The following is a 20,769-nucleotide window of genomic DNA, read 5'->3' on the forward strand; positions in this document are numbered from 1 at the left end:
TTACTCCTCTGCCCCAGCAGTTGAATGCGCGCCCGTATCAGAACCTTCAACCACGGCCACTTCTTTCTTCTCGTGCTTGACCGGCTTGCCTGGCTTCATACCTTCGTACTTGTCGACGATTTTCTGAAACAGGTCCGGCTCATACGCGGAGTACAAGGCGACAGGGTTGTTCTGGCTCGGTTTGGTCAGAGCGTCGTATTCAGCTTGATCAAGCTGTTTAGGTGCGGCCTTGACTGCAGCTACCCAGGCGTCGAAATCTTCCTGGCTTGTCGAGATCGCTTTGAATTTCATGCCGGTGAAGCCAGCGCCGCTGTAGTTGGCGGAGATGCCTTCCATTTCAGCTTTCTGGTTGGCGATCAGGTGCAGGCGGGTCTGCATGCCTGCCATCGCGTAGATCTGGCCGCCCAGTGCAGGGATGAAGAACGAATTCATCACGGCGTCGGAGGTGATCCGGAAGTTAAGCGGGGTGTGCTCCGGGAAGCGGATCTCGTTGACAGTGGCGATACCCAGGTCCGGGTAGATGAACAGCCACTTCCAATCCAGCGCGACCACTTGGATGTTCACAGGCTTGACGTCGGATTCCAGCGGACGGTACGGGTCCAGCGCGTGGGTCGACTTATAGGTGATGTAACCCAGGGCGATGATGATGAGGATCGGAACCAGCCACACCGCGATCTCGATCTTGGTGGAGTGCGACCACTTCGGCGCGTAGGTAGCGCTGGTGTTGGACGCGCGGTATTTCCAGGCGAAGGCGAAGGTCATCACGATCACAGGCACCACAACCAGCAGCATCAGCAGGGTAGCGGTGATGATCAGGTTTCGTTCATCCAGACCGACCTGTCCTTTTGGGTCGAGCAAGGTCCACTTGCAGCCTCCCAGCATTAACATCATGCCAAGCAGCGGCAAAAAGCCTAGTAATCGGGGGTACCTGTTTTTACTCATCTCACGACCTCTAAAGCAGCTTGCGCAATGCAGTTGGGTTTTGATCGCCAACACTTCACCCTGCCAAGGGTTGGCATTTCTCTTCGATTGAATAAGAGCCTGTCCGACACGTCATGACTGTACGTTTCACGGACCTGCAGTGAGTTCTTATTCGATTTCGTGGCTAAAGGCCTTGTTACAGACCAATTCCATTTGGTGCGGATAGTTGAAAGGCTGCCGGAACCTGGGGTCGCATTGAGCCTTCCATCTGCTCCTCGACCGCTCCAATGCTCAAATATTGAACAGCACCGGACATTCAGTGCGGGCGATTGTAGTTAGCTAGCGATGTATAAACCATGTCTTATAAAGAAATAATTTTTATCGATTCCAGCAACAATCCTTCACCAAAGTTGCAAAGATTCGCGATCTTATCGTGTTCGATTCTCAACAAAAACCACAAAAATTGCCGTGTTATTGGGCACAGTGCCACTTCCCTTACGGCTTGTAAGGGCATGCGGATGCCGTCCAAGTCCCCATAAAACAAGGCATTCATAGAGGCTGCAGGGGTTGGGGCCGCACACAAATCGGGCCACCGCACGAACCACGAACTGACAGCACAATTTGTGCGCTGGGTGCAAATTTAAGGGCCGATTTGGCGGGTCAGAAACGTCCTGCGACAGCGTCCGTGTGACAACATGTCGCACGCTGCGCGCACCTTCCGTTGCCCCTCGTCACGGTGCTTTCACAAATCCCTACAAACAAAAACGCTCCGGCCTTCATTCAGAAGGAACGGAGCGTTTGGCAACCGCAGTGACTCAGGCTTTGGGGTGACGGTTGCGATAGATGCACAGGGGCACCAGAATCGCCGTCAGCACGAATGCCACCAGCGCCCATTGGGCCAGGGACAGGCCGAGGATCGGCGGGTAAGGAGTGCTGCAGAAGCCATCGACCTGGAAGCCCAGGGGAAACACCTTGGCCAGGGGCAGGTCGTCGACGATCGGTTGCAACACATCGATACCGCAACTGACCTGGGGGAAGAACTGGGTGTACACATGGTGGCCGGCCGCAGCCACGCCACCCAAGGCGCTGAGCACCACCAACCCTTCAAAGAACGTCAGCGCGCCCTTGGTGCGCATGGCGGCGCCAATGAACGCGAAGAGCGCAATCAGCAGCAAGGCGTAGCGTTGCAGAATGCACAGCGGGCACGGTGCTTCGCCCAGCACCACTTGCATGTACAGCGCCCCGCCAATCAGCGCCAGGCAGATGATGCCCAGCAACACCAGAAAGCGCCGCTCCCTGCCTAAACGCATGTCGTCAATCATCCCCGTCTTTCCCTTTCTCTGATTATGGTTGTGCCTGATGGCAACAAGTTTACACACAGGCAGTGGTTAAAACAGAGAGGGGTTAACGGCGGATTAATGGTGGTAAATGTAGTGATTGCGCGGACGCCATCGCGGGCAAGCCCGGCTTCCACATTGGAATGCAATCCTCTGTGGGAGCCGGGCTTGCCCGCGATGATGCCGATACGGTCAATTGGCCAACTTTATTCCAGCGCCGCCGCCGGCCCAAAGAACTCATACCGCGCCTGCTTCTCCGGCACGCCCAGCGCCTTGAGATGGCGCTTGATCGCCGCCATGAAGCCCTTGGGCCCCAGGAAGTAGGCATCAATGTCGCGCTGCTCGGGCAACCAGGCTGCCAGTTGCTCCTGGTTGAGCATGCCGACCTTGTCTGCCGCCGGGCTGATGCCGTCATCCTCGGCGTAGCAGTAGAAACGCTTGAGCTGCGGATGCTGGGCCGCCAGGGCGTCCACCCAGTCACGGAACGCATGCACCCCGCCGTTACGGGCGCAATGGATGAAGTGCACCGGGCGCTCGGTTGCCAGGGCGGCTTCGAGCATCGGCAGTGTGGGCGTAATGCCTACCCCGCCGCTGATCAGCACCAGCGGTTTATCACTGGCAGCCAGGGTGAACTCGCCCGACGGTGGGAACAGGTCAATGGTCGCGCCGACATGCATCTGGTCATGCAGGTAATTGGAGACCCGCCCACCCGCTTCGCGCTTGACGCTGATGCGGTACAGGCCAGTGTCGGTGAGGGCCGACAGGGAATAGTTGCGGCGCACTTCCTCGCCATCGAGCACCAGTTTCAGGCCGATGTACTGGCCGGGGGCTGCGGCCAGGATCGGGCCGTTGTCCACCGGTGCGAAGTAGAAGGAGATGATCTCGTCGCTCTCCTCCACGCGCTTGACCAGCAGGAACGGCCGCGCACCCCGCCAGCCGCCGGGCGCCTGGGCTTTTTCGTCGTAGATAGCCGCTTCGGCGCCGATCAGAATGTCTGCCAACTGGCCGTAGGCCGCGCCCCAGGCACTCATGACCTCGGGGGTGGCAATCTCGCTGCCCAGCACTTCAGAAATAGCCCGCAGCAAGCACGCCCCAACGATAGGGTAGTGTTCCGGCAAGATCTGCAAGGCCACGTGCTTGTTGATGATCTTGGCCACCAGGTCGCCCAATTGGTCCAACTGGTCGATATGCCGCGCGTACATCAGCACGCCATTGGCCAAGGCGCGAGGCTGGTCACCGCTGGCCTGGTGGGCCTGGTTGAACAGCGGGCGGACCTCGGGATACTCGGACAGCATCATGCGATAAAAGTGGGTGATCAGCGCTTCGCCGCCGCTTTCCAGCAGGGGCACGGTAGATTTGATGATTGCACGGTCTTGGGCACTAAGCATGGGAGACTCCTGGGTCTTCTTACTGATTGCCTTAAAGCAGTCAGTAATCGTGCCAACTTATAAATCCTTTAATTTCAACAAGTTAAATATTCTGTAGTCAGTATGACTTCCTACACTTTATAGTCATAAGGACTACAAGGAGTCATTATGACTGCACAACCCCTGCTCACCACCTTGCTGCCACTGGTCGCTGACCTGTCCCGGGACTTGCCCGAAGGCGAGCGCTACCGACGCCTGCTGCAAGCCATGCGCGCCCTGCTGCCCTGCGACGCCGCCGCGTTGTTACGCCTGGATGGCGAGTGGTTGGTGCCGTTGGCCGTGGACGGCTTGAGCGCCGATACCTTGGGCCGACGCTTCAAGGTCAGCGAACATCCGCGCTTCGAGATCCTGCTGAGCAGCCCCGGCCCTACCCGCTTCGACAGTGACAGCGAATTGCCCGACCCCTATGACGGCCTGGTCGCCGGTTTGCATGGCCACTTGGAAGTCCACGACTGCATGGGCTGCCCGCTGTTTATCGACGACCAGCCCTGGGGCCTGCTGACCCTGGACGCCCTCGATACCGAGCGGTTTGAACGGGTCGAGCTGGACGCCCTGCAAGCCTTCGCCAGCCTCGCCGCGGCCACCGTCAACGTGGCTGAACGCATCGAACGCCTGGCACTGCGGGCCGAAGACGAGCATCAGCGCGCCGAGATCTATCGCCAGGCCAGCGGCCAGCAGCACAAGGAAATGATCGGTCAGAGCAAAGCGCACAAGCGCCTGGTCGAGGAAATCAACTTGGTCGGCGGCAGCGACCTGACCGTGCTGATTACCGGCGAAACCGGGGTCGGCAAGGAGTTGGTGGCCCAGGCGATCCACGCCGCCTCTTCGCGCGCCGACAAACCGCTGATCAGCCTCAACTGCGCCGCCCTGCCCGAGACCTTGGTCGAAAGCGAACTGTTCGGGCATGTGCGCGGCGCCTTTACCGGCGCGTTGAACGAGCGCCGAGGCAAGTTCGAACTGGCCAATGGCGGCACCTTGTTCCTGGACGAAGTGGGTGAGTTGTCGTTGACCGTGCAGGCCAAGCTGCTGCGCGTGCTGCAAAGCGGCCAGTTGCAGCGCCTGGGCTCGGACAAGGAGCACCAAGTGGATGTGCGCCTGATTGCCGCCACCAACCGCGACCTTGCCGAAGAGGTACGCAATGGCCGCTACCGCGCCGACTTCTACCACCGTTTGAGCGTCTACCCGCTGCAAGTGCCGGCGCTGCGCGAGCGCGGGCGTGATGTGCTGCTGTTGGCAGGCTTCTTCCTCGAACAGAACCGTTCGCGCATGGGCCTGGGCAGCCTGCGCCTGACCGGCGACGCCCAGGCGGCACTGCTGACCTACAACTGGCCCGGCAATGTGCGCGAGCTGGAGCATTTGATCGGGCGCAGCGCGTTGAAAGCCCTGGGCAACTGCCGCGAGCGCCCGAAGATTCTCAGCCTGAGCGCCCTGGACCTGGACTTGCCCGACGTGGCTGCGGCGGTGGCCGAACAAGCACCGGACCAAGCCCTGCCCATGGTCAGCGGCGACCTGCGCCAGGCCACCGAGCACTACCAGCGCCAACTCATCAGCGCCTGCCTGGAGCGTCATCAGCACAACTGGGCCAGCGCCGCCCGCGAACTGGGCCTGGACCGCGCCAACCTGGGACGCATGGCCAAGCGGCTGGGCCTCAAATAAAGCAGGCACCTCAGTCAAATGTCGGGGCTGTAGCAGCCAACGGTAACCACGATGCGAAGCGAGTCGCTCTTGATCTTGATCTGCTTTTGATCTCAGCGCCCCGTTAAACCACGCTGGCGGATTACGGGCACACCGAGCCCAAGCGAGGTGCCGAGTGGTGGGGCGAGGACCTTTTGGTTACTTTTGGGTCCTTCCAAAAGTGACCCGCCGTCAGGGCGGAACCCTAAGCGGCCGTTACCGCAGCAATGGATATACACACAATCCAGCTGCGTTGACTGTGAGGCCGTCTTCGCAGGCAAGCCAGCTCCCACATTCAGGCTTGGCTAGCCTTAAGGTCTGGCACGATGGCCCGAGGCTTACGAAACACCAGCACATTCCCCAGCATCACCAGCACCAGCCCCATCAACGCCGGCGCCGTCCACTGGTAACCCTCGGCCACTGCCGATACATTCAGCGCCACCACCGGAAACAGCACCGTGCAATACGCCGCCTTCTCCGGCCCCATGCGGCCCACCAGGGTGAGGTAAGCGGTAAAACCAATCACCGAGCCCGGGATCACCAGGTACCACAGCGCACCGATATACCGTGCACTCCAGTCCATCCCGAAGGGAATGCCACGCACGACGCAATAGGTCGCCAGCATCGCCGCCCCATAGGCCATGCCCCAAGCATTGGTGGTCAGCGGCTTGAGCCCGGCCTTCTGTTGCAGGCTGGACAGCAGGTTGCCCGCCGAGAAGCACAGGGTGCCCAGCAGCGCCAAGCCCAGGCCCAGCAGCGTTTGCGGGCTGGCGGTATGCCCAACCAGCTCCGGCCAGAACAAAAAGCCCAGCCCCAGCAGCCCAAGCGCCCCGCCCATCAGCACGTTGCGCGCCACCCGCTGGCCGAAAAACACCCGGGCATTGAGCGCGTTCCACAAGGTCGCCGTGGAAAACACCACCGCCACCAGGCCACTGGGGATCCATTGGCTGGCGGTGAGAAAACACATGAAATTGACACAGAACAGGCACAACCCCTGCGCCAGGCAGATCAGGTGCCCGCGTCGGTTCATCACCTGCAACTTGCGGCTGAGCAACAACAGCACGAACAGCACCAGGGCGGCCAAGCCGAAGCGATAGACAATCGACACCGGAATCGCCACCACGCCCAACTGCCACTTGAGGGCGATCCAGGTGGTGCCCCAGATGAGCACCGTGAGTAAATACAGGAAAAGATTCATAGCCGGCTCCGTCGATTGAGCCACAGTGTGGTCCTCCCCCCGGATAACGTTCTTGCACATTCTTGCGCTTTTGTCGGGCGATGGGCTCACAGCGCCAGCGGTGGAGCGTAGGATGCAAGGCGTCGGAGAACACACCATGCCAGAGCTGCAATCGCTGCACGTCTTCCAAGCCCTCAACCGCTCGCCCCACGCACGCTTGCAAGCTTGCGCCGAGCTCGGTGACGGGTTGGCTGCGGCCGTGTGGAGCAACCACCATGACGCCCAGGATTACCAGGCCCCCAGCCATCACACTTTGTCCTGCTACATCGGCGGCGGCACGGGCACCTTTCGGCGTGATCAGCCGAGCCTCAAGGGCGGCCCCGACAAACTGTGCATCCTGCCGGCCGAGCATCAGTCGGCCTGGGTGATCAATGGCGATATTCGCCTGGCCCACCTGTATTTCAGCCCGGAACAATTTGCCCTCGGCTGCGTCACCCTGCTGGACCGTGAGCCACGGGAGCTGCACTTGCGTGAGGGCACCTTCCTCGAAGACCCCTTCCAGGCCCGGCGTTTTCACCAGTTGGTCAGCCTCAACTGGCACGAGCCCGGCGAGCGCCTGCTGACCAGCAGCCTGGCCCATGAACTGCTCAGCCATACCTTGCTCAGCCAGGTCGGCGCCCGCGAAGGCTTGCGCTTGAAAGGCGGGCTGGCCGCGCACCAACGACGGCGGTTGGTGGAGTACATCGACCAGCATATGGAAGACGCCATCAGCCTCGGCCAGTTGGCCGCCATGTGCGCGCTGTCCGAATACCATTTCGCCCGGATGTTCCGCCAGAGCTTCGGCGTGCCGCCCCATCAGTACCTGCTGGCACGGCGCCTGGCACGAGCGCAAAACCTGCTGCGCAGCAGTGCTTTGCCGATCAGTGAGGTGGCCTTGCTGTGCGGTTTTTCCAGCGCCAGCCATTTCAACCAGCGTTTTCGCCACGCTATGGGCGCCACGCCGAGTCAATACCGCCAGGCATTCTGCGCCTAGACCATCAAGCCCAACGTCTTCGCCTTGGCCACCGCCTGGGTGCGTCGCTCTACCCCGAGTTTGCTGTGGATACGCCGCGCGTGCGTCTTGACGGTGTGCAGGGAGATATACAGGCGATCAGCGATTTCCAGGTTGGAGTTGCCGAGCGCGATCAGTTGCAGCACCTCCAGCTCACGCTGGCTCAGCGGGTTTTGCGCCGCCCCGGCAGGCGCAGCCTGGGGCTCCAGGCCCAGCTCACTTAAAAGCCCCGGCGCGCGCAAACGCAACTCGCGAACCGCCTGCTGCACCTGGCAACGCTCCGCCAGCGCCAAGCCAGCTTGCAGCGACCGGCGCGCCAACGCCGGGTCGCCAAGCTGCCAGGTCACTTCACCGAGCACCAGGTGCAATTCGGTTTCCAGGCACAACATGCCGCGTTGCCGTGAGGTGTCGAGCAAAGCATTAAGCCGCGCGATAGGTTGCTCGGCACAACCCAGCTTGACCTCGGCCAGCACCAGCAAATACTCCAGGCGCGGGATCAGCTCCAAGGTGGCCGGCGGTGCCTGCTTGGCGCAAGGTCCGCGAAAGTGGCGTAACACCCGGCGCACGGCTTGCACCGTCAACTCGGCGCGACCTTGCTGCAACCAGAAGTGCCCACTGACCAATAGCAGTACCGCGCGGTACACCGTGTCGGGGACCTGACGCTGCTGCATCAGCCGCTCGGCGTCGCGCAGTTGAATGAACGCCTGGGCGTAGTCGCCACGATTGGCTGCCAACAACGCAAGGCCCAGAAAACCATACAACACGCGCTTGTCCTGACTCTGCAGGCACATGCTCAAGCCAGCCTCGAAACATTCGGCGGCCAGGCCGTCCTGGCCCTGACGCAAAGCCAGATGCCCGCGGCGCAAGACAATACGCCCCACCAACGGCCCGGCGGTGAGCCGTTGCCCGGCCAACATCGCCTGCACCGTCTCCAATAGGCTCTGTGCCCGGTACGGCGCGCCACGCTGCTCCAGCAATTGGGCGTGATCCAACTCCAGCAGGGCCTCCATTACCAGCGAACCGTGGGACCGAGCCAGGCACAGTGCTTCACGGTTCAAGCGTTGGGCGGCCTCCAACTCACCGCGCAGCAAGGCTTGTTGGGTCAAGCCCGACAGGCACATCAGACGCGATGTCCAGGCGCTGTCGGGTAGCGCTTGCAGGGCTTCAAGAAAATGCTCGCTGGCGCGTTCGGCATCGCCGCTCAAATGCAGCAACCAGCCCCATTGCGCCTGCCAGCGCGCCAGCAGATAGCGCTGCGCGGCGGCCGTGGGTTGCGGGGCAAAGCGGGCCAGTTGGTCGATGCACAAGGCTGCCTGTTCGAAGCGCCCGGCAAACAACAACGCGGCCGTGAGCAGCCCCACCAACTGCGCCGAGCCCAACATCAGTTCACCGCCCTGCTGTTCATGCAGGCGCAACAGTAGTACGGCGTTCTGCTGGCGAAACAAATCCTCGAAACTGAAGTGCTGCAACAGGCTCACCGCCACTTCATATTCCTGCGCCAGCAACGCCTGCTCGAAGGCGGCTTGCCAGTCGCGCTCGGCGCTGAACCATTGGCAGGCGCGGCGGTGCCACGAACGCTTGGCCGGCCAGGGTTCGTCGCGCAGCAGTCGCGTCAGCGGTGCAAACACCTGCAGCCAGTCGCCAGTGCCTTCCCAGGGCTGGATAAATGCACCGAGTGCTTGTAGCTCGCGCAGGTACTGTTCGCCGTCACCATGGCCGAACAGGTGTTCACACAAGCCTGGGTTGAAGCGTGGCAGGTGGGCCAATACATGCCAGGCTTCGACCAATGGCGCCGGCAAGGTACTGAAGAGTTCGTGTTGCAGGTAATCCAGCAAGGTCTTGTCGGGGTGGTTATCGCCCAGCGCGGCGATGCGTACACCGGCACACCAACCGCCGCTGAACTGCATCACGCTGTCAACGCTCTGCCCTGGGGCGAGCAGTGCCTGGACCTCCGCAGCGTTGAACGACAACTCACTGCATTCCAGCAGTTCGTCCTCCAACAACAGGCGCGGCCAGTTGCACACCGGGCGCCGTCGCGCACCCAGCCACCACGTCAGTTGCGCACTGCTGGCGCTGAGCAGACGGTCGAGCAACGCGTCCAATTCGGGAGCCGGCAGGCGGCAGAAATCATCCAGAAACAGCCATGCAGGATTGGACCAGTGGCTGAGGTCGAGCAATAAGGTGGCTTCATCGACAAACACCAGGCCCAGGTGTTGCGCCAGCCGTGTGCACAACTCCAACGGGCTGAGCGCTGCGCCATGGAGCGGCATCCAATGAACCAGGCACCCCGCCGGCGCCTGCAATGCACACTCGGCGAGCAGTGCACTCTTGCCACTGCCACCCGGCGCGCACAGCAACTTCACACGCGCCTGCGCCGCGAGCAAAGGCTGTGACAAGCGCGGACGCAACAGGTGGTGGGCGGACAGCCGTGGCATGCATCCAGGACGGTCCAGGCAGCGGGTCATGGCGGTCATTGCTGCATCCTGCTGTTTTTATTGTTGCGTCACCCTAGACCTGTGGTTGGCGGTTGTTGAAGAAGTATTCAGCGGGGTGATTGAAGACCATAAAAATCGCGGTGGACACCATTCGGTGTGGGAGCTGGGTTGCCTGGGATGGCCATCGGTATCTACACCACTTCGGTACGACGCTGATCTAGCTGACGCGCCGCAGTCCAAATGTGGGAGCTGGCTTGCCTGCGAAGGCGGCCTAACAGTCAACACAGTTGGACCGGGTACATATCCGTTATTTAGGTAACGGCCACCTAGGGTTCCGCCCTGACGGCGGCTCACTTTCGAAAAGCGCGAAAGTAAGCAAAGCGCTCTTGCCCCACCACTCGGCACCTCGCCTGGGCTCGGTGTGCCCGTAATCCGCCAGTGATTTGGGGGGCCGCCGCCACGCGCCATCCATGGCGCGGGGCGGCTAAACCGGCATCCCTGCCGGTTTACCCCCCAAATCCCTGTCGAATTCCGGCCAGCGTGGTTTAACGGGGCGCCTGAGATCAAGATCACAAGCAGATCAAGAGCAAGATCAAGGGCGGCTCGCTTCGCATCGTGGTTACCGTTGATTGCGACAGCGTTGTGTAGAGACCTATGGCTAATGCAGGCTAGCCAGCTCCCACATTTTCAACCTCACTTCGATGCGCAATCAGCGCACGCCCTCCGTCCTCAACGCCGCCGGGGTGTAGTCCGCCGCCTTGGCCGCGAAGCCGAACACGAAGCTGCTCTTCTCTTCATTCTTCATGCCCAGCGCGATGTAGCGCCCGGCAATCAGGTCGTACAGGGTTTCCACGGTGTAGGCCGGCACCTGGTGGTCGTAGTAGAACTGCGCATGGCCTTCGGCAACGCGCCACAGTTGGCCGCGGCCGTCGTAGTGGTCCACCAGCGCGACTTGCCAGCTGTCTTCGTCGATGTACATGTGGCGCTTGGCGTAGATGTGCCGCTCGCTGGGTTTGACGGTGCCGACCACTTCCCACACGCGGTGCAGTTCGTAACGGGTCAGGTCCTGGTTGATGTGCCCGGCCTTGATGATGTCGTCGTACTTGAGGCTCGGCGAGTCGAGCTTGTAGCTGTTGTAGGGGATGTACATCTCCTTCTTGCCCACCAGTTTCCAGTCATAACGGTCGGGCGCGCCGGAGAACATGTCGAAGTTGTCGGTGGTGCGCAGGCCGTCGGAGGCGGTGCCTGGGCCGTCGTAGGACACCTGCGGCGCGCGCCGCACCCGGCGCTGGCCGGCGTTGTAGATCCAGGCCAGGCGCGGTTCCTTCACCTGGTCGAGGGTTTCATGCACCAGCAGCACGTTGCCCGCCAGCCGCGCCGGGGCGGTGACCGATTGCTTGAAATAGCTGAGCACGTTGGCGGCCTTGGCCGGGTCGATATCCGGGATGGCTTGCGGCACCGCCACTTCCTCTTCGAAGCGGATCGGCGTGTAGCTGCCATTGGTCTGGGGCGTGGCCTGGGTGATGATGCGCCGCAGGTTGCCGCCGTGGTAACGGGTGATGTGGTTCCACAGCACCTCCACGCCATTCTTCGGGATGGGGAACGCGTAGTAACGGTTACCGGTGAAGTTCTCCAGGCCGTTGCCATCGTTGATCGCCTTCACATTCACGGCGCTGCGCTTGATCGACTCGTAAATGTCCGCCGGCAAGTTGACCGTGCGGTGGCTGGGGTACACCGGAATCTTGTAGGTCTCGGGGTAACGCTTGAACATCGCCACCTGGCCGTCGGAGAGTTTGTCCTTGTACTTTTCCACCGTGGCGGCGGTGATCACGAACAGCGGTTTTTCGTTGGCGAAGGGGTCAGCCAGGAAGCCCTTGCTGTCCACTGCGCCGGCGTTTTTCGGGATACCGCCGGTCCAGGCAGGGATCGAGCCATCGGCGTTGCCGGCTTTTTCGGCGCCGACCGGGGTCAGGGTAGTGCCGAGCTTGGCGGCTTCTTCGGGCGATACCGCCGCCATTACGTTGGCGGCCAATACGCTCAGGGCCAACACTGCAATCATCTTACGCATAGGGTCTTGTCCTTCTTTTAAGCCAGATCAGAAGTTCACGCCGAAGCTGAGGGCGAGGAAGTCGCGGTCGGTCAGGGTGTTGTAGTCACCGCCAAAAAAATCGGTGTAGCTCAGGCTTGCGGTGTAGGTGCTGCGATAGTCCGCATCCACGCCGACGCTGATGGCCTTGGCCCCTTTGTTGAACAGCCCGTTGGGGCCGTAACCGGCCACGTCATGGGACCAGGACAGGTTGGGCTTGAGGTTCACACCGGCAATGGCGTTGTTGTAGTCAAGGATCGCCCGCGCCCGGTAGCCCCACGAGGTGGAGGTGACAAAACCGTCGGTGTCACCTTGAAAACCATAGGCGCCGTATACCGAGTCTCGGCCGTAGCGCAGTTTGCTTTTGTCTTCCAGGCCGGCGACGTGCACCACCGCCGCTTCGCCCACCAGGGTCAGGCGCTCGGCGCCCAGTACCTGGTCGAAGAACTGGGTCATGGTGCTCTGGATCTGGGTGATTTCCTTGCGGCGGTAGCCTTTGTTGTCATCGCCGAAATTGCTGCGGATGGGTGAGGCGAGTTGGCCCGCAATAGGGTTGACCAGGGCCAGGGTCAGGTCGGTGGTGTTGAGCTGCACCGGCGCATTGGGCCGATAGCTGATTTCGCCGGTCCACGCCGTGCCCGTGGGCAAGGTGGTGGAGAAACTCGCGCCGAACAGGCGGATGTCTTCCGGGTAATCCAGGTAGTACTGGCCGCGGCCGAGCATGGTGCTTTGCGCCAAACCGCCCCCGGAACCGGGTGCCAGGGCGTTGGCAGTGTTGATGATGCGCCCGATGGTGGCCAGGTTGGTATTGGCGGTCAGGGTGCCGACGGTGGGTGTGCGGCTGTGGTAGTTCATAAAGTACAGGCCGTATTCAGTGTCATCGCCCAGCCAGCGCAGGGCCGCGCCGAACTGGCCGGAGTCGCGCGCATCGCGGTCACCGGCACGCCGCACAATCACGCCTTCATTGGTCACGCCAAACCCTTGGCCAAAGGCCGCCGCCACCGGTTGCAGCGGTCGGATCGCCGGGCTGCCGACGGTGTAGTTATTGGTGCAGCCATCCGCCGCCACGTCCCCGCCGAAGAAGGTGCCGCAGTTGTCGAGTACCGTCTGGTCCCATTCCAGTTGGTAGAAACCTTCCACGGTCAGTTGATTGGTCAGGCTCTGGGAGGCAAACAGCATGTTCACCGGGATCAAGCCTTCCTTGATCTCGGCACCGGGCCTGCGGAACGCCGACACGTCGATCGGGTTGATGCTGTTGATGGAGTTGCCGATGAAGGTACTTTCGCCCCAACTGACCACCTGCTTGCCGGCACGCACGGTGCCGGGCAGGTCGCCCAGGGAGTAGTTGTGATAGACGAAGGCATCGAGGATCTGCGCACCGCTGGATTTGGCGCCTTCCTTGCGGTTGTGGTCGCTGATGGGCTTGAACTCGCGGTCTTCGTCCTTGAGTTCGAAGTCATACCAATACTTGCCACGCACGAACACGCCGGTGTCGCCGTACTTCAATTCAAGGTCGTGCAGCCCCTTGAAGATCTTGGAGAAGGTCTCGCCCTTCTTGAAGTTGAGGCGCCCGTCATCCCCGGTGGACGCCTGGCCCGTCCCGCCATTGACGGTGCCGACCAGGCTTTTATCGGCATCGCGCATGCCCCAACTAGCGCCGACCGACAGCGAGGAGTCGAATTGCCCTTCGATCTCGCCGATGTTGAACGAAACAGCCTGCGCCTGGGCACAGCAGCCCAGCGCAACCGCAGTGGCCAGCGCCTGTGGCGTGAAGATGGCGCGCATTATTGTTTTTGTCATGCGTCTTCCCCGGTGAGTGACAGAAGGCCCCACCCTACTGCCGCCCTTGAGGAGCGATAAGCGCACCAAGGAGGTATTCGTGTTGTCGCCCGAAAGGATGATGGGGTTCTCTGGCCGGGCGTTGGCCTGGTGGCATGCATGCGATGGATGAAGGGTTATCAGAAGAATCGATGACGCCTTGTAATTATTGCCGATCCGGTAACAGTCCTTGTCCCGATTTGCTATTACTCATTCTGTTACAACCGATTATTCTTGCCTGGCTTTCAGGGCAAACAGCCCGCTCCCGCATTGGGGAGAAAAGCTGATTTATAGCGGATTGATCCAGTAATCAGTCTGTTCCCGGTGTTCACTGACGTTGATTTGTCGCTCCTTGATCCAACGTCTTACTTCGGCCGCTGCCTATGCAGCGGCCTTTTTTATGCCAAAAATAAAACGGGGCGTCATCGACGCCCCGTGGGATTCATTGATTTACCGGCAATGATCAGAGGCTGAACTTCTGCAAGTTAGCCATCATTTCCTTCAACGCCTCGATGTTGTCCTTGGGGTGCGCAGCCCCTTCAAAGTCGCAGATTTGCTGCCAATGCGCGGCCACATCCTCCGGCGAAAAACCGGCCTCGGGGTCAAAGCCCACGCCCAGGCTGCGCTCCCAACGGGTCTTGCCGATCCAGCCGCCACCCACTTCAAACAAGCCTGCGGTTTCCTCACAGGCGTCACTGCCCAGGTAAACCACCAGTGGGCTGACCAGTTCCGGCTTGAGGCGCTCGAACACCTGCGGCGGGATCAGCCCTTCGGTCATGCGCGTGCCACCGGTGGGGGCAATCGCATTGACCAGGATGTTGTTCTTGCGCCCTTCCAGCGCCAGGGTGCGGGTCAAGCCATACAGGCCCAACTTGGCCATGCCGTAGTTGGACTGGCCAAAGTTGCCGTAGATACCGGACGTCGACGCCGTAAAGATCACCCGGCCATAACCCTGCTCGCGCAAATGCGGCCAGGCGGCGCGGGTGACTTTGTAGGCGCCTTCGACATGCACCCGGTAAACCAGGTCCCAGTCGCTGTCATCCATTTTATGGAAGGTCTTGTCGCGCAGGATCCCGGCGTTGTTGACTACCACGTCGACCCGGCCGAAAACATCCAGGGCGTTCTGTACGATCTTGTCGCCGTCGGTGACGGAGTCATGGTTGGCTTCGGCAATGCCGCCCGCCGCGCGAATCTGCGCCACCACCCGGTCGGCCGCCGAGGCATTGGCGCCCTCGCCTTGGGTTGAGCCCCCCAGGTCGTTGACCAGCACTTTGGCCCCGTGCTTGGCGAACAGCAGCGCATGGGCCTGGCCCAAGCCACCACCGGCACCGGTGACGATCACGACCTTATCCTGGAACTGCACTGACTCACTCATACCGAACTCCGCTGGCGACAATGGGAATAGGCAGAGTGTCACGCACGCAGCCTTTGGTCACAATAAAGACGGCCAAGGCTGAATGGTGCCTGATAAGGCAGCGGGATGATGCGCAGGCTCAGGAATAGGCCGCACGCGGTGAAGGCTGGCCGATGCGCTCACGAAACGCCTGGTAGTGCCTGAGTACCTGGACCGGCGCCTCGATCTGCGGGTAGTGGCCGATATTGGCCAGCCTTATCGTGTCGGGCTCGGGCACCAGTTGGCGATAGCGCTCGACCATATGGGCACCGGAAATCGGGTCTACCTCGCCGTCGATCACCCGCAGCGGCACTTCGCCTCGCTGCATGGCCGCCAGCCAGCGCTCGCGCAGGCGACGGCGTTGGGGAATATAGGCGATGAGTTTGTGCAGAATACGCGGGCCGTCGTTGCAACTGATCAAACTCCAGAAATCATCCAGCACACTTTCACTGGGTCGCGTCTGGGGGCCGAAGATCTGGTTGAAACTGCTGGCCAAGGCATTGCGCCCAAAGGCCCGGCCGATCATCCAGCCCAACGGGCTGAGCAATAGCTTTTGCACCAGCGCCGGCCGATGGGTCTCCGGAAACAGCCCGCCGTTGAGAAATACACAGCTCGCCATCTGGAACCGCCCCTCGTAATGCCGGGCCAATAATTCCTGGGCGACGCTGTCTCCATAATCATGGGCCAACACATGCACCGGCCGCTCTACCCGCAGATGCTCAAGCAGCGCCTGTTGCAGATCGGCCTGTTCCAGCAGGCAATACTCGTGGTTCAAGGGTTTGGCCGAGTCGCCAAAGCCGAGCATGTCGCAGGCGATCACCAGGTTGCGCTGGGCCAGGGGCTGCCACAGGTAGTGCCAGTCCCAACTGGCCGTAGGGAAACCATGAATCAGCAGCAACGGCTCGCCCTGCCCGGCCACCCAATACCGCACGGTGTGGCCACGAAAGACGAAGTCCTGGCCGCGCTTGCGCCAGGCTCTGAGCGGTATCTCGGCGAGTGGCATCAGCTTTTATACCCGGGGTCCTGTTGGTCCAATTTGCGCAGCAGTGCCGGCCAAGCCAGCGCACCGCCCATACCTTGGGCGCTTTTTGTGACAGCTGCCACCATCGCCTTGGCACCGGCCAGAATCTGCGGCTCGATGGCGATCAACTCGGTGCCGCCGCTCTGGGCCAGTACCTGGATCTCGCAGGCGCGCTGGAAGGTGAACATCATCAGGAAGGTGTCGGCGATGCTACCGGCGCAGGTCAGCAGGCCGTGGTTGTGCAGCATCAGGAAATTATTCTGGCCCAGATCCGCTTGCAGGCGGGCCTTTTCCTCGTGATTGAGCGCCACGCCTTCATAGGCGTGATAGCCAAGGCTGGACAGCACGAACAGCGATTGCTGGCTGATGGGCAATACGCCCTGCTTTTGCGCACATACCGCCACACCCGCAGCGGTGTGGGTATGCAGCACGCAGGTCACGTCATGGCGCACTTCGTGGATGGCGCTGTGGATGGTGTAGCCCGCCGGGTTGATCTCGTAGGGGCTGTCCATTTGCTTATTGCCGGCCTGATCAACCTTGACCAGGCTCGACGCGGTGATCTCATGGAACATCAGCCCATAGGGGTTGATCAGGAAATCTTCAGTGCCCGGCACCTTGGCCGAAATATGCGTAAAGATCAGGTCATCCCAGCCGTGCATGGCCACCAGCCGATAACAGGCCGCCAGGTCCACGCGGGTTTGCCATTCGGCAGCGCTGACCTGGGCTTTGACGTTTTGTGGCGATGGAGCAGGGGCTAGGCTCATGGCAATGACCTCCTTGGCGCACTTCTTAGGGTGTCTAAAGTGAGAGCCAGTCTAGTCAGACGCCGAGGTGCAAGGAGTTGCCTTGGCAGCCAGCTTGATGACTGAGCGAGTCAGTCATGAGAATAGTACAGATATGGGTCAAACAAGCGCCGTCAATAACGGCGCTCCCTGGGGTTCAGCCTCGCAGTGCAGTGACCAACTCGGCCAGCCAAGGCTCGGCGTCAGCTTCCGGGGTGACGCTCTCGCTGGCGTCCAGGCGCAGCATTGGCAGCACTTCGCGGATGCCCAGTTCGGCGAACAATTCGCGCATTTGTTCACCACCGCCACAGAAGGTATCGCCATAGCTGGCGTCGCCCAGGCCGATGACTGCACCTGGCAGGCCGCGCCAGGCGGGGGGCAGTTGGTCACGAATGGTCGAATACAGGGGCATCAGATTGTCGGGCAGCTCGCCCATGCCGGTGGTCGAGGTCACGGCAAGGAATGCATCGGGAGCAAAGGCCAGCACCTCTGCCAGCGTGGCACGAGAATTGTGCCAGGCGTTGAAACCTGCGTCCTTGAGGATGTCTTGCGCGTGGCGAGCGACTTCTTCAGCCGTACCGTAGACCGAGCCGGAAAGGATGGCGACTTTCATCAATCTGATCCTGTAGTTGAGTGAAAGCGTGGGATATTAGCAGCCTGTGCCAATATTTCAGTGCGCACCGTGCAACATTCGAGACTTGCCATAAACTGGCAAGGTCAAAATCAGGCCAGGGACCGCTCTATGATTAACGCCAAACTGCTGCAAATGGTCGTCAATGCGTCCAATGACGGGATCGTCGTTGCCGAACGCGAAGGCCGGGACAAACCACTGATCTACGTCAACCCGGCCTTCGAACGGATGACCGGCTACACGCTGGACGAGATTCTCTATCAGGACTGCCGTTTCCTGCAGGCGGGCGACCGCGACCAACCGGCCTTGATGGCCATTCGTGACGCGCTCGACAGCGGCGGCGCCTGCCGAGAGATCCTGCGCAACTTCCGCAAGGACGGCACACCTTTCTGGAACGAACTGTCGCTTTCGACCGTGTACAACGAGGTCGACAAGCAAACGTATTTCGTCGGCGTGCAAAAAGACGTCACCACTCAAGTCAAAGCCCAACAGCGCGTCGCCCAACTGGAAGCCCAGTTAGCCGAGCTCAAGAGCGAGCTCGCGGCACTCAAGGCGACGAGTGGATTTAACAAACTGTAAAAAACGCGGTCTTTAGAGCGATAATGGCTTTTTAATGCCTCAGCCTTGAGCTAGATCAATGCAACGCGACACGCTATTGACGCAGGACGAACTGGATTTTATCCAGGACATGCAACACAACCCGCAGCTCAACCTGCGGGATGCATGGTCGAGCCTGACGGTTAATGGCGGCGCTCAGATTCGCGACCTGCTCACGCGGCTAGCGGCTCACGACCAGGTCACCATCCAGGCGCAGTTCGACAACCAGCAACTCACCTTCCCGTTGCACCTGGTGGAAGATGAGTTCCATGCCGTGCATTTGCGCCTGGGCGTACCGAGCATTTTTGAAGACGGGCCGATGATCCGCCCGTGGCGCCTGGCCCTTGAAACGCCGGTGGCGCTGGAAAACATCAAGGGCTACCCCAGCGCGTTGTGGGTGCACGAAGTGTCATTCAAAGGTGTGTTGGTAGAAGTGCGTGGCCGGGTCAAACCGCCGAAGACCTTTTCCCTGTGGTTCAGCCCTTCCGGCTACGAGCGCATCGCCCTGCGCGGCACGCTGGAGCGCGAAACCGCCCGAGGCCTGTTCGCTTATCGCCTGAGCCAGAGCGATGCCGATGAGATCGAACGGCTACGCCAGTTCATCCTGCACCAACACCGCCTGGTGCATCCTCACGTTCACGCCTGAGGCTCGGTACCCGGATGGCCGCTGAGCAGTTGCTGCAAGCGGCGCGGCATCAAGCGTCCATCATTGCCCAGGCAACCAATCGACGACCCTGCCAGGCTGTGTTCTGCCAGGTCCGACGCTTCTCCAGCCAGTAACAACGGGCAATCGAGGGTGAAGGCCAGGCGATTGAGCCGCGACGCCAACTCTGTGCCAGGGGCATGGTTGGAAAAAAGCACCAGGGCTCGCGGCCGGGTGCGCTCGCAGATCAGCGTCAACTCATCCAGTGGCTGGCCAACGCCCAGGACCTTGACCGCCAGCTTCTCGCTCGACATCAACAAGCCCGCCACCAGTAACTCCAGCTCACGGCACTCTCCGGCAATGGCTGATAGCATCACCCTGGGCGCTGGCGAGGCACTGGCCACTTGCAGGCACCGTGCGACGCGCGAGCGCAGGAAATTGTCGAAGAACAGCCACTCGCTGGCTTGGCCAAAGCGGCCTTGGTGACGTAACAACTGTTGCCACAGCGGGACCAAAATGTCCTGGAACACCACGGTCGTCGAATAGACGCTGAAGATCTGGCCGTACAACCGGTCGAGCTCACGATCATCAAAGGCACTGATGGCCAGCCGCAGTTGCGCCTGCCACTGGCGCCACTCCAGTTCAGTATCGCTGCGTGACGCCGTGGCCGGTTCGTTGGCCTGTGGGTCGCGCGCCAGCAGCTTACCGACTTTGCTCACCGCCACGCCCCGCTCGATCCAGTCGAGGATGCGGTGCACGGTGTCGATATCGGTGCTTGAGTACAGCCTGTGCCCACTTTCGGTGCGTACCGGCTGGATCAAACCGTAGCGACGCTCCCAGGCACGCAAGGTCACCGGGTTTACGCCTGTGAGTCTTGCCACTTCACGAATCGGAAACAGCCCCTCGCAGTCAGTGTGGCTGTCGGGTGTCGTTTCGCGAAGAGGCGCAGTGATTTCGGGCATCAGCGGTCAAAAAACTTGTATGAATTTGAATACCATTTAACGCCGATTGAACTGAATGATTCAAGATCTACGGCGATCCATCCGAAGTTTCTGGCGTATTTGGGCAAATCCGGAATAATCCTTGCCTGTTCTTTTGCGTCGCTGCACCACCCCGCAGCTTCGCCCGTGCACAGCCTACCCGGCTCGGCGCACTTGCTGATTTGGAGATATACGATGTCTACCTCACCCGTCACCTTGATGGTTGCGCGCCGCGTGGCCAAGGGTCGCTACGAAGAGTTGATGGCCTGGCTGCGCGAAGGCGAGCAATTGGCGACTGACTTCCCCGGTTACCTGGGTTCCGGCGTGCTGGCCCCGCCGCCTCATGATGATGAGTTCCAGATCATCTTCCGCTTTGCCGATGAAAAAACCCTGCATGCGTGGGAGTTCTCCGCTTCGCGCAGCGCGTGGCTGAGCCGAGGCAGCGAGCTGTTTGCCGACCCGTCGGAGCACCGTGTCAGCGGTATCGATGGCTGGTTTGGCGCAGTAGGTGCCCGCCCGCCACGCTGGAAACAGGCCGTGGCCATCTGGTTGGCATTTTTCCCGGTATCGTTGCTGTTCAACTTCGGCCTGGGGCCGCTGCTCAGCGAGTTGGACCTGTTCAGCCGCGTACTGGTCAGCACCGCTGCCCTGACCCCGTTGATGGTCTACCTCTTTATACCGCTGTCGACCCATCTGCTGGCGAATTGGCTGCACCCCTCGCCCACTCGCAAGGTCACCGAAGCCGCCGCTTGAGTACAGGGAGGCCGGGGCGCTGGTATAGTTTGAGCCTGCCAGC

At 61.0% G+C, this 20,769-nt stretch carries 17 protein-coding genes; 5 read left to right on the forward strand and 12 right to left on the reverse strand.

Annotated features, from left to right (window positions below):
• The 3 genes from cyoA to hmpA all read right to left on the reverse strand — a co-directional run bounded on the left by cyoA (position 1) and on the right by hmpA (position 3,646).
• Entirely contained in the window at positions 1–942 is a 942-nt protein-coding gene (cyoA, locus tag PSH76_RS24875; protein ID WP_003194054.1) for a ubiquinol oxidase subunit II, read from the reverse strand.
• 794 nt (positions 943–1,736) lie between these two features.
• A complete protein-coding gene (locus PSH76_RS24880) occupies positions 1,737–2,243 on the reverse strand; it encodes a disulfide bond formation protein B (protein WP_003194055.1) in 507 nt (168 codons plus the stop codon).
• Positions 2,244–2,464: 221 nt separating this feature from the next.
• Positions 2,465–3,646, reverse strand: a complete 1,182-nt coding sequence (hmpA, locus tag PSH76_RS24885; RefSeq protein ID WP_305493067.1) for an NO-inducible flavohemoprotein — start codon at positions 3,644–3,646, stop codon at positions 2,465–2,467.
• A gap of 147 nt (positions 3,647–3,793) precedes the next feature.
• On the opposite strand from hmpA, the gene norR reads away from it, so the two are divergent.
• On the forward strand, positions 3,794–5,341 hold the full coding sequence (gene norR, locus PSH76_RS24890; RefSeq protein WP_305493068.1) for a nitric oxide reductase transcriptional regulator NorR: 1,548 nt from the start codon (positions 3,794–3,796) through the stop codon (positions 5,339–5,341).
• A gap of 313 nt (positions 5,342–5,654) precedes the next feature.
• On the opposite strand, the gene PSH76_RS24895 is transcribed toward norR, so the two are convergent.
• Positions 5,655–6,557, reverse strand: coding sequence for a DMT family transporter (locus PSH76_RS24895; protein ID WP_305493069.1), 903 nt, complete (start codon positions 6,555–6,557; stop codon positions 5,655–5,657).
• Between the two features lie 136 nt (positions 6,558–6,693).
• Here PSH76_RS24895 and PSH76_RS24900 point away from each other — a divergent pair, with 136 nt between their 5' ends.
• A complete protein-coding gene (locus PSH76_RS24900) occupies positions 6,694–7,569 on the forward strand; it encodes a helix-turn-helix domain-containing protein (RefSeq protein ID WP_305494492.1) in 876 nt (291 codons plus the stop codon).
• Here the strand turns inward: PSH76_RS24900 and PSH76_RS24905 are convergent.
• The 7 genes from PSH76_RS24905 to PSH76_RS24935 all read right to left on the reverse strand — a co-directional run bounded on the left by PSH76_RS24905 (position 7,566) and on the right by PSH76_RS24935 (position 17,735).
• Positions 7,566–10,061: a LuxR C-terminal-related transcriptional regulator gene (locus PSH76_RS24905; protein ID WP_305493070.1), complete on the reverse strand. Its 2,496-nt coding sequence runs from the start codon at positions 10,059–10,061 to the stop codon at positions 7,566–7,568. The genes PSH76_RS24900 and PSH76_RS24905 overlap by 4 nt on opposite strands.
• A gap of 670 nt (positions 10,062–10,731) precedes the next feature.
• Positions 10,732–12,090 carry a DUF1329 domain-containing protein gene (locus PSH76_RS24910; RefSeq protein WP_098950403.1) on the reverse strand — a complete coding sequence of 453 codons (1,359 nt, stop codon included), beginning with the start codon at positions 12,088–12,090 and terminating at the stop codon, positions 10,732–10,734.
• A gap of 27 nt (positions 12,091–12,117) precedes the next feature.
• Complete coding sequence (locus tag PSH76_RS24915; protein ID WP_137203867.1) at positions 12,118–13,908, reverse strand: DUF1302 domain-containing protein; 1,791 nt, start codon at positions 13,906–13,908, stop codon at positions 12,118–12,120.
• Between the two features lie 481 nt (positions 13,909–14,389).
• Positions 14,390–15,301 (reverse strand): SDR family oxidoreductase, encoded by a 912-nt coding sequence (locus PSH76_RS24920; protein ID WP_032895355.1) that lies wholly within the window; start codon positions 15,299–15,301, stop codon positions 14,390–14,392.
• Between the two features lie 118 nt (positions 15,302–15,419).
• Positions 15,420–16,322: an alpha/beta fold hydrolase gene (locus PSH76_RS24925; protein ID WP_305493071.1), complete on the reverse strand. Its 903-nt coding sequence runs from the start codon at positions 16,320–16,322 to the stop codon at positions 15,420–15,422.
• A complete protein-coding gene (locus tag PSH76_RS24930; protein ID WP_044268349.1) occupies positions 16,322–17,104 on the reverse strand; it encodes a class II aldolase/adducin family protein in 783 nt (260 codons plus the stop codon). The genes PSH76_RS24925 and PSH76_RS24930 overlap by 1 nt, the downstream gene beginning before the upstream one ends.
• A gap of 175 nt (positions 17,105–17,279) precedes the next feature.
• Positions 17,280–17,735, reverse strand: a complete 456-nt coding sequence (locus PSH76_RS24935; protein ID WP_032895352.1) for a flavodoxin — start codon at positions 17,733–17,735, stop codon at positions 17,280–17,282.
• A 129-nt stretch (positions 17,736–17,864) separates the two neighbouring features.
• On the opposite strand from PSH76_RS24935, the gene PSH76_RS24940 reads away from it, so the two are divergent.
• Positions 17,865–18,332 (forward strand): PAS domain-containing protein, encoded by a 468-nt coding sequence (locus tag PSH76_RS24940; RefSeq protein WP_098950398.1) that lies wholly within the window; start codon positions 17,865–17,867, stop codon positions 18,330–18,332.
• Between the two features lie 58 nt (positions 18,333–18,390).
• Positions 18,391–18,996: a hypothetical protein gene (locus PSH76_RS24945; RefSeq protein ID WP_032895350.1), complete on the forward strand. Its 606-nt coding sequence runs from the start codon at positions 18,391–18,393 to the stop codon at positions 18,994–18,996.
• Here PSH76_RS24945 and PSH76_RS24950 read toward each other — a convergent pair.
• Positions 18,987–19,955, reverse strand: coding sequence for a MerR family transcriptional regulator (locus tag PSH76_RS24950; protein ID WP_305493072.1), 969 nt, complete (start codon positions 19,953–19,955; stop codon positions 18,987–18,989). The two genes, PSH76_RS24945 and PSH76_RS24950, sit on opposite strands and share 10 nt — an antisense overlap.
• 213 nt (positions 19,956–20,168) lie before the next feature.
• Here PSH76_RS24950 and PSH76_RS24955 point away from each other — a divergent pair, with 213 nt between their 5' ends.
• Positions 20,169–20,726 carry an antibiotic biosynthesis monooxygenase gene (locus PSH76_RS24955; RefSeq protein WP_305493073.1) on the forward strand — a complete coding sequence of 186 codons (558 nt, stop codon included), beginning with the start codon at positions 20,169–20,171 and terminating at the stop codon, positions 20,724–20,726.
• Positions 20,727–20,769: the final 43 nt, after the last annotated feature.

Origin of the sequence: Pseudomonas sp. FP215 (assembly GCF_030687795.1) — a bacterium.
In the GTDB taxonomy this organism is placed as follows: Bacteria; Pseudomonadota; Gammaproteobacteria; order Pseudomonadales; family Pseudomonadaceae; genus Aquipseudomonas; species Aquipseudomonas salmasensis.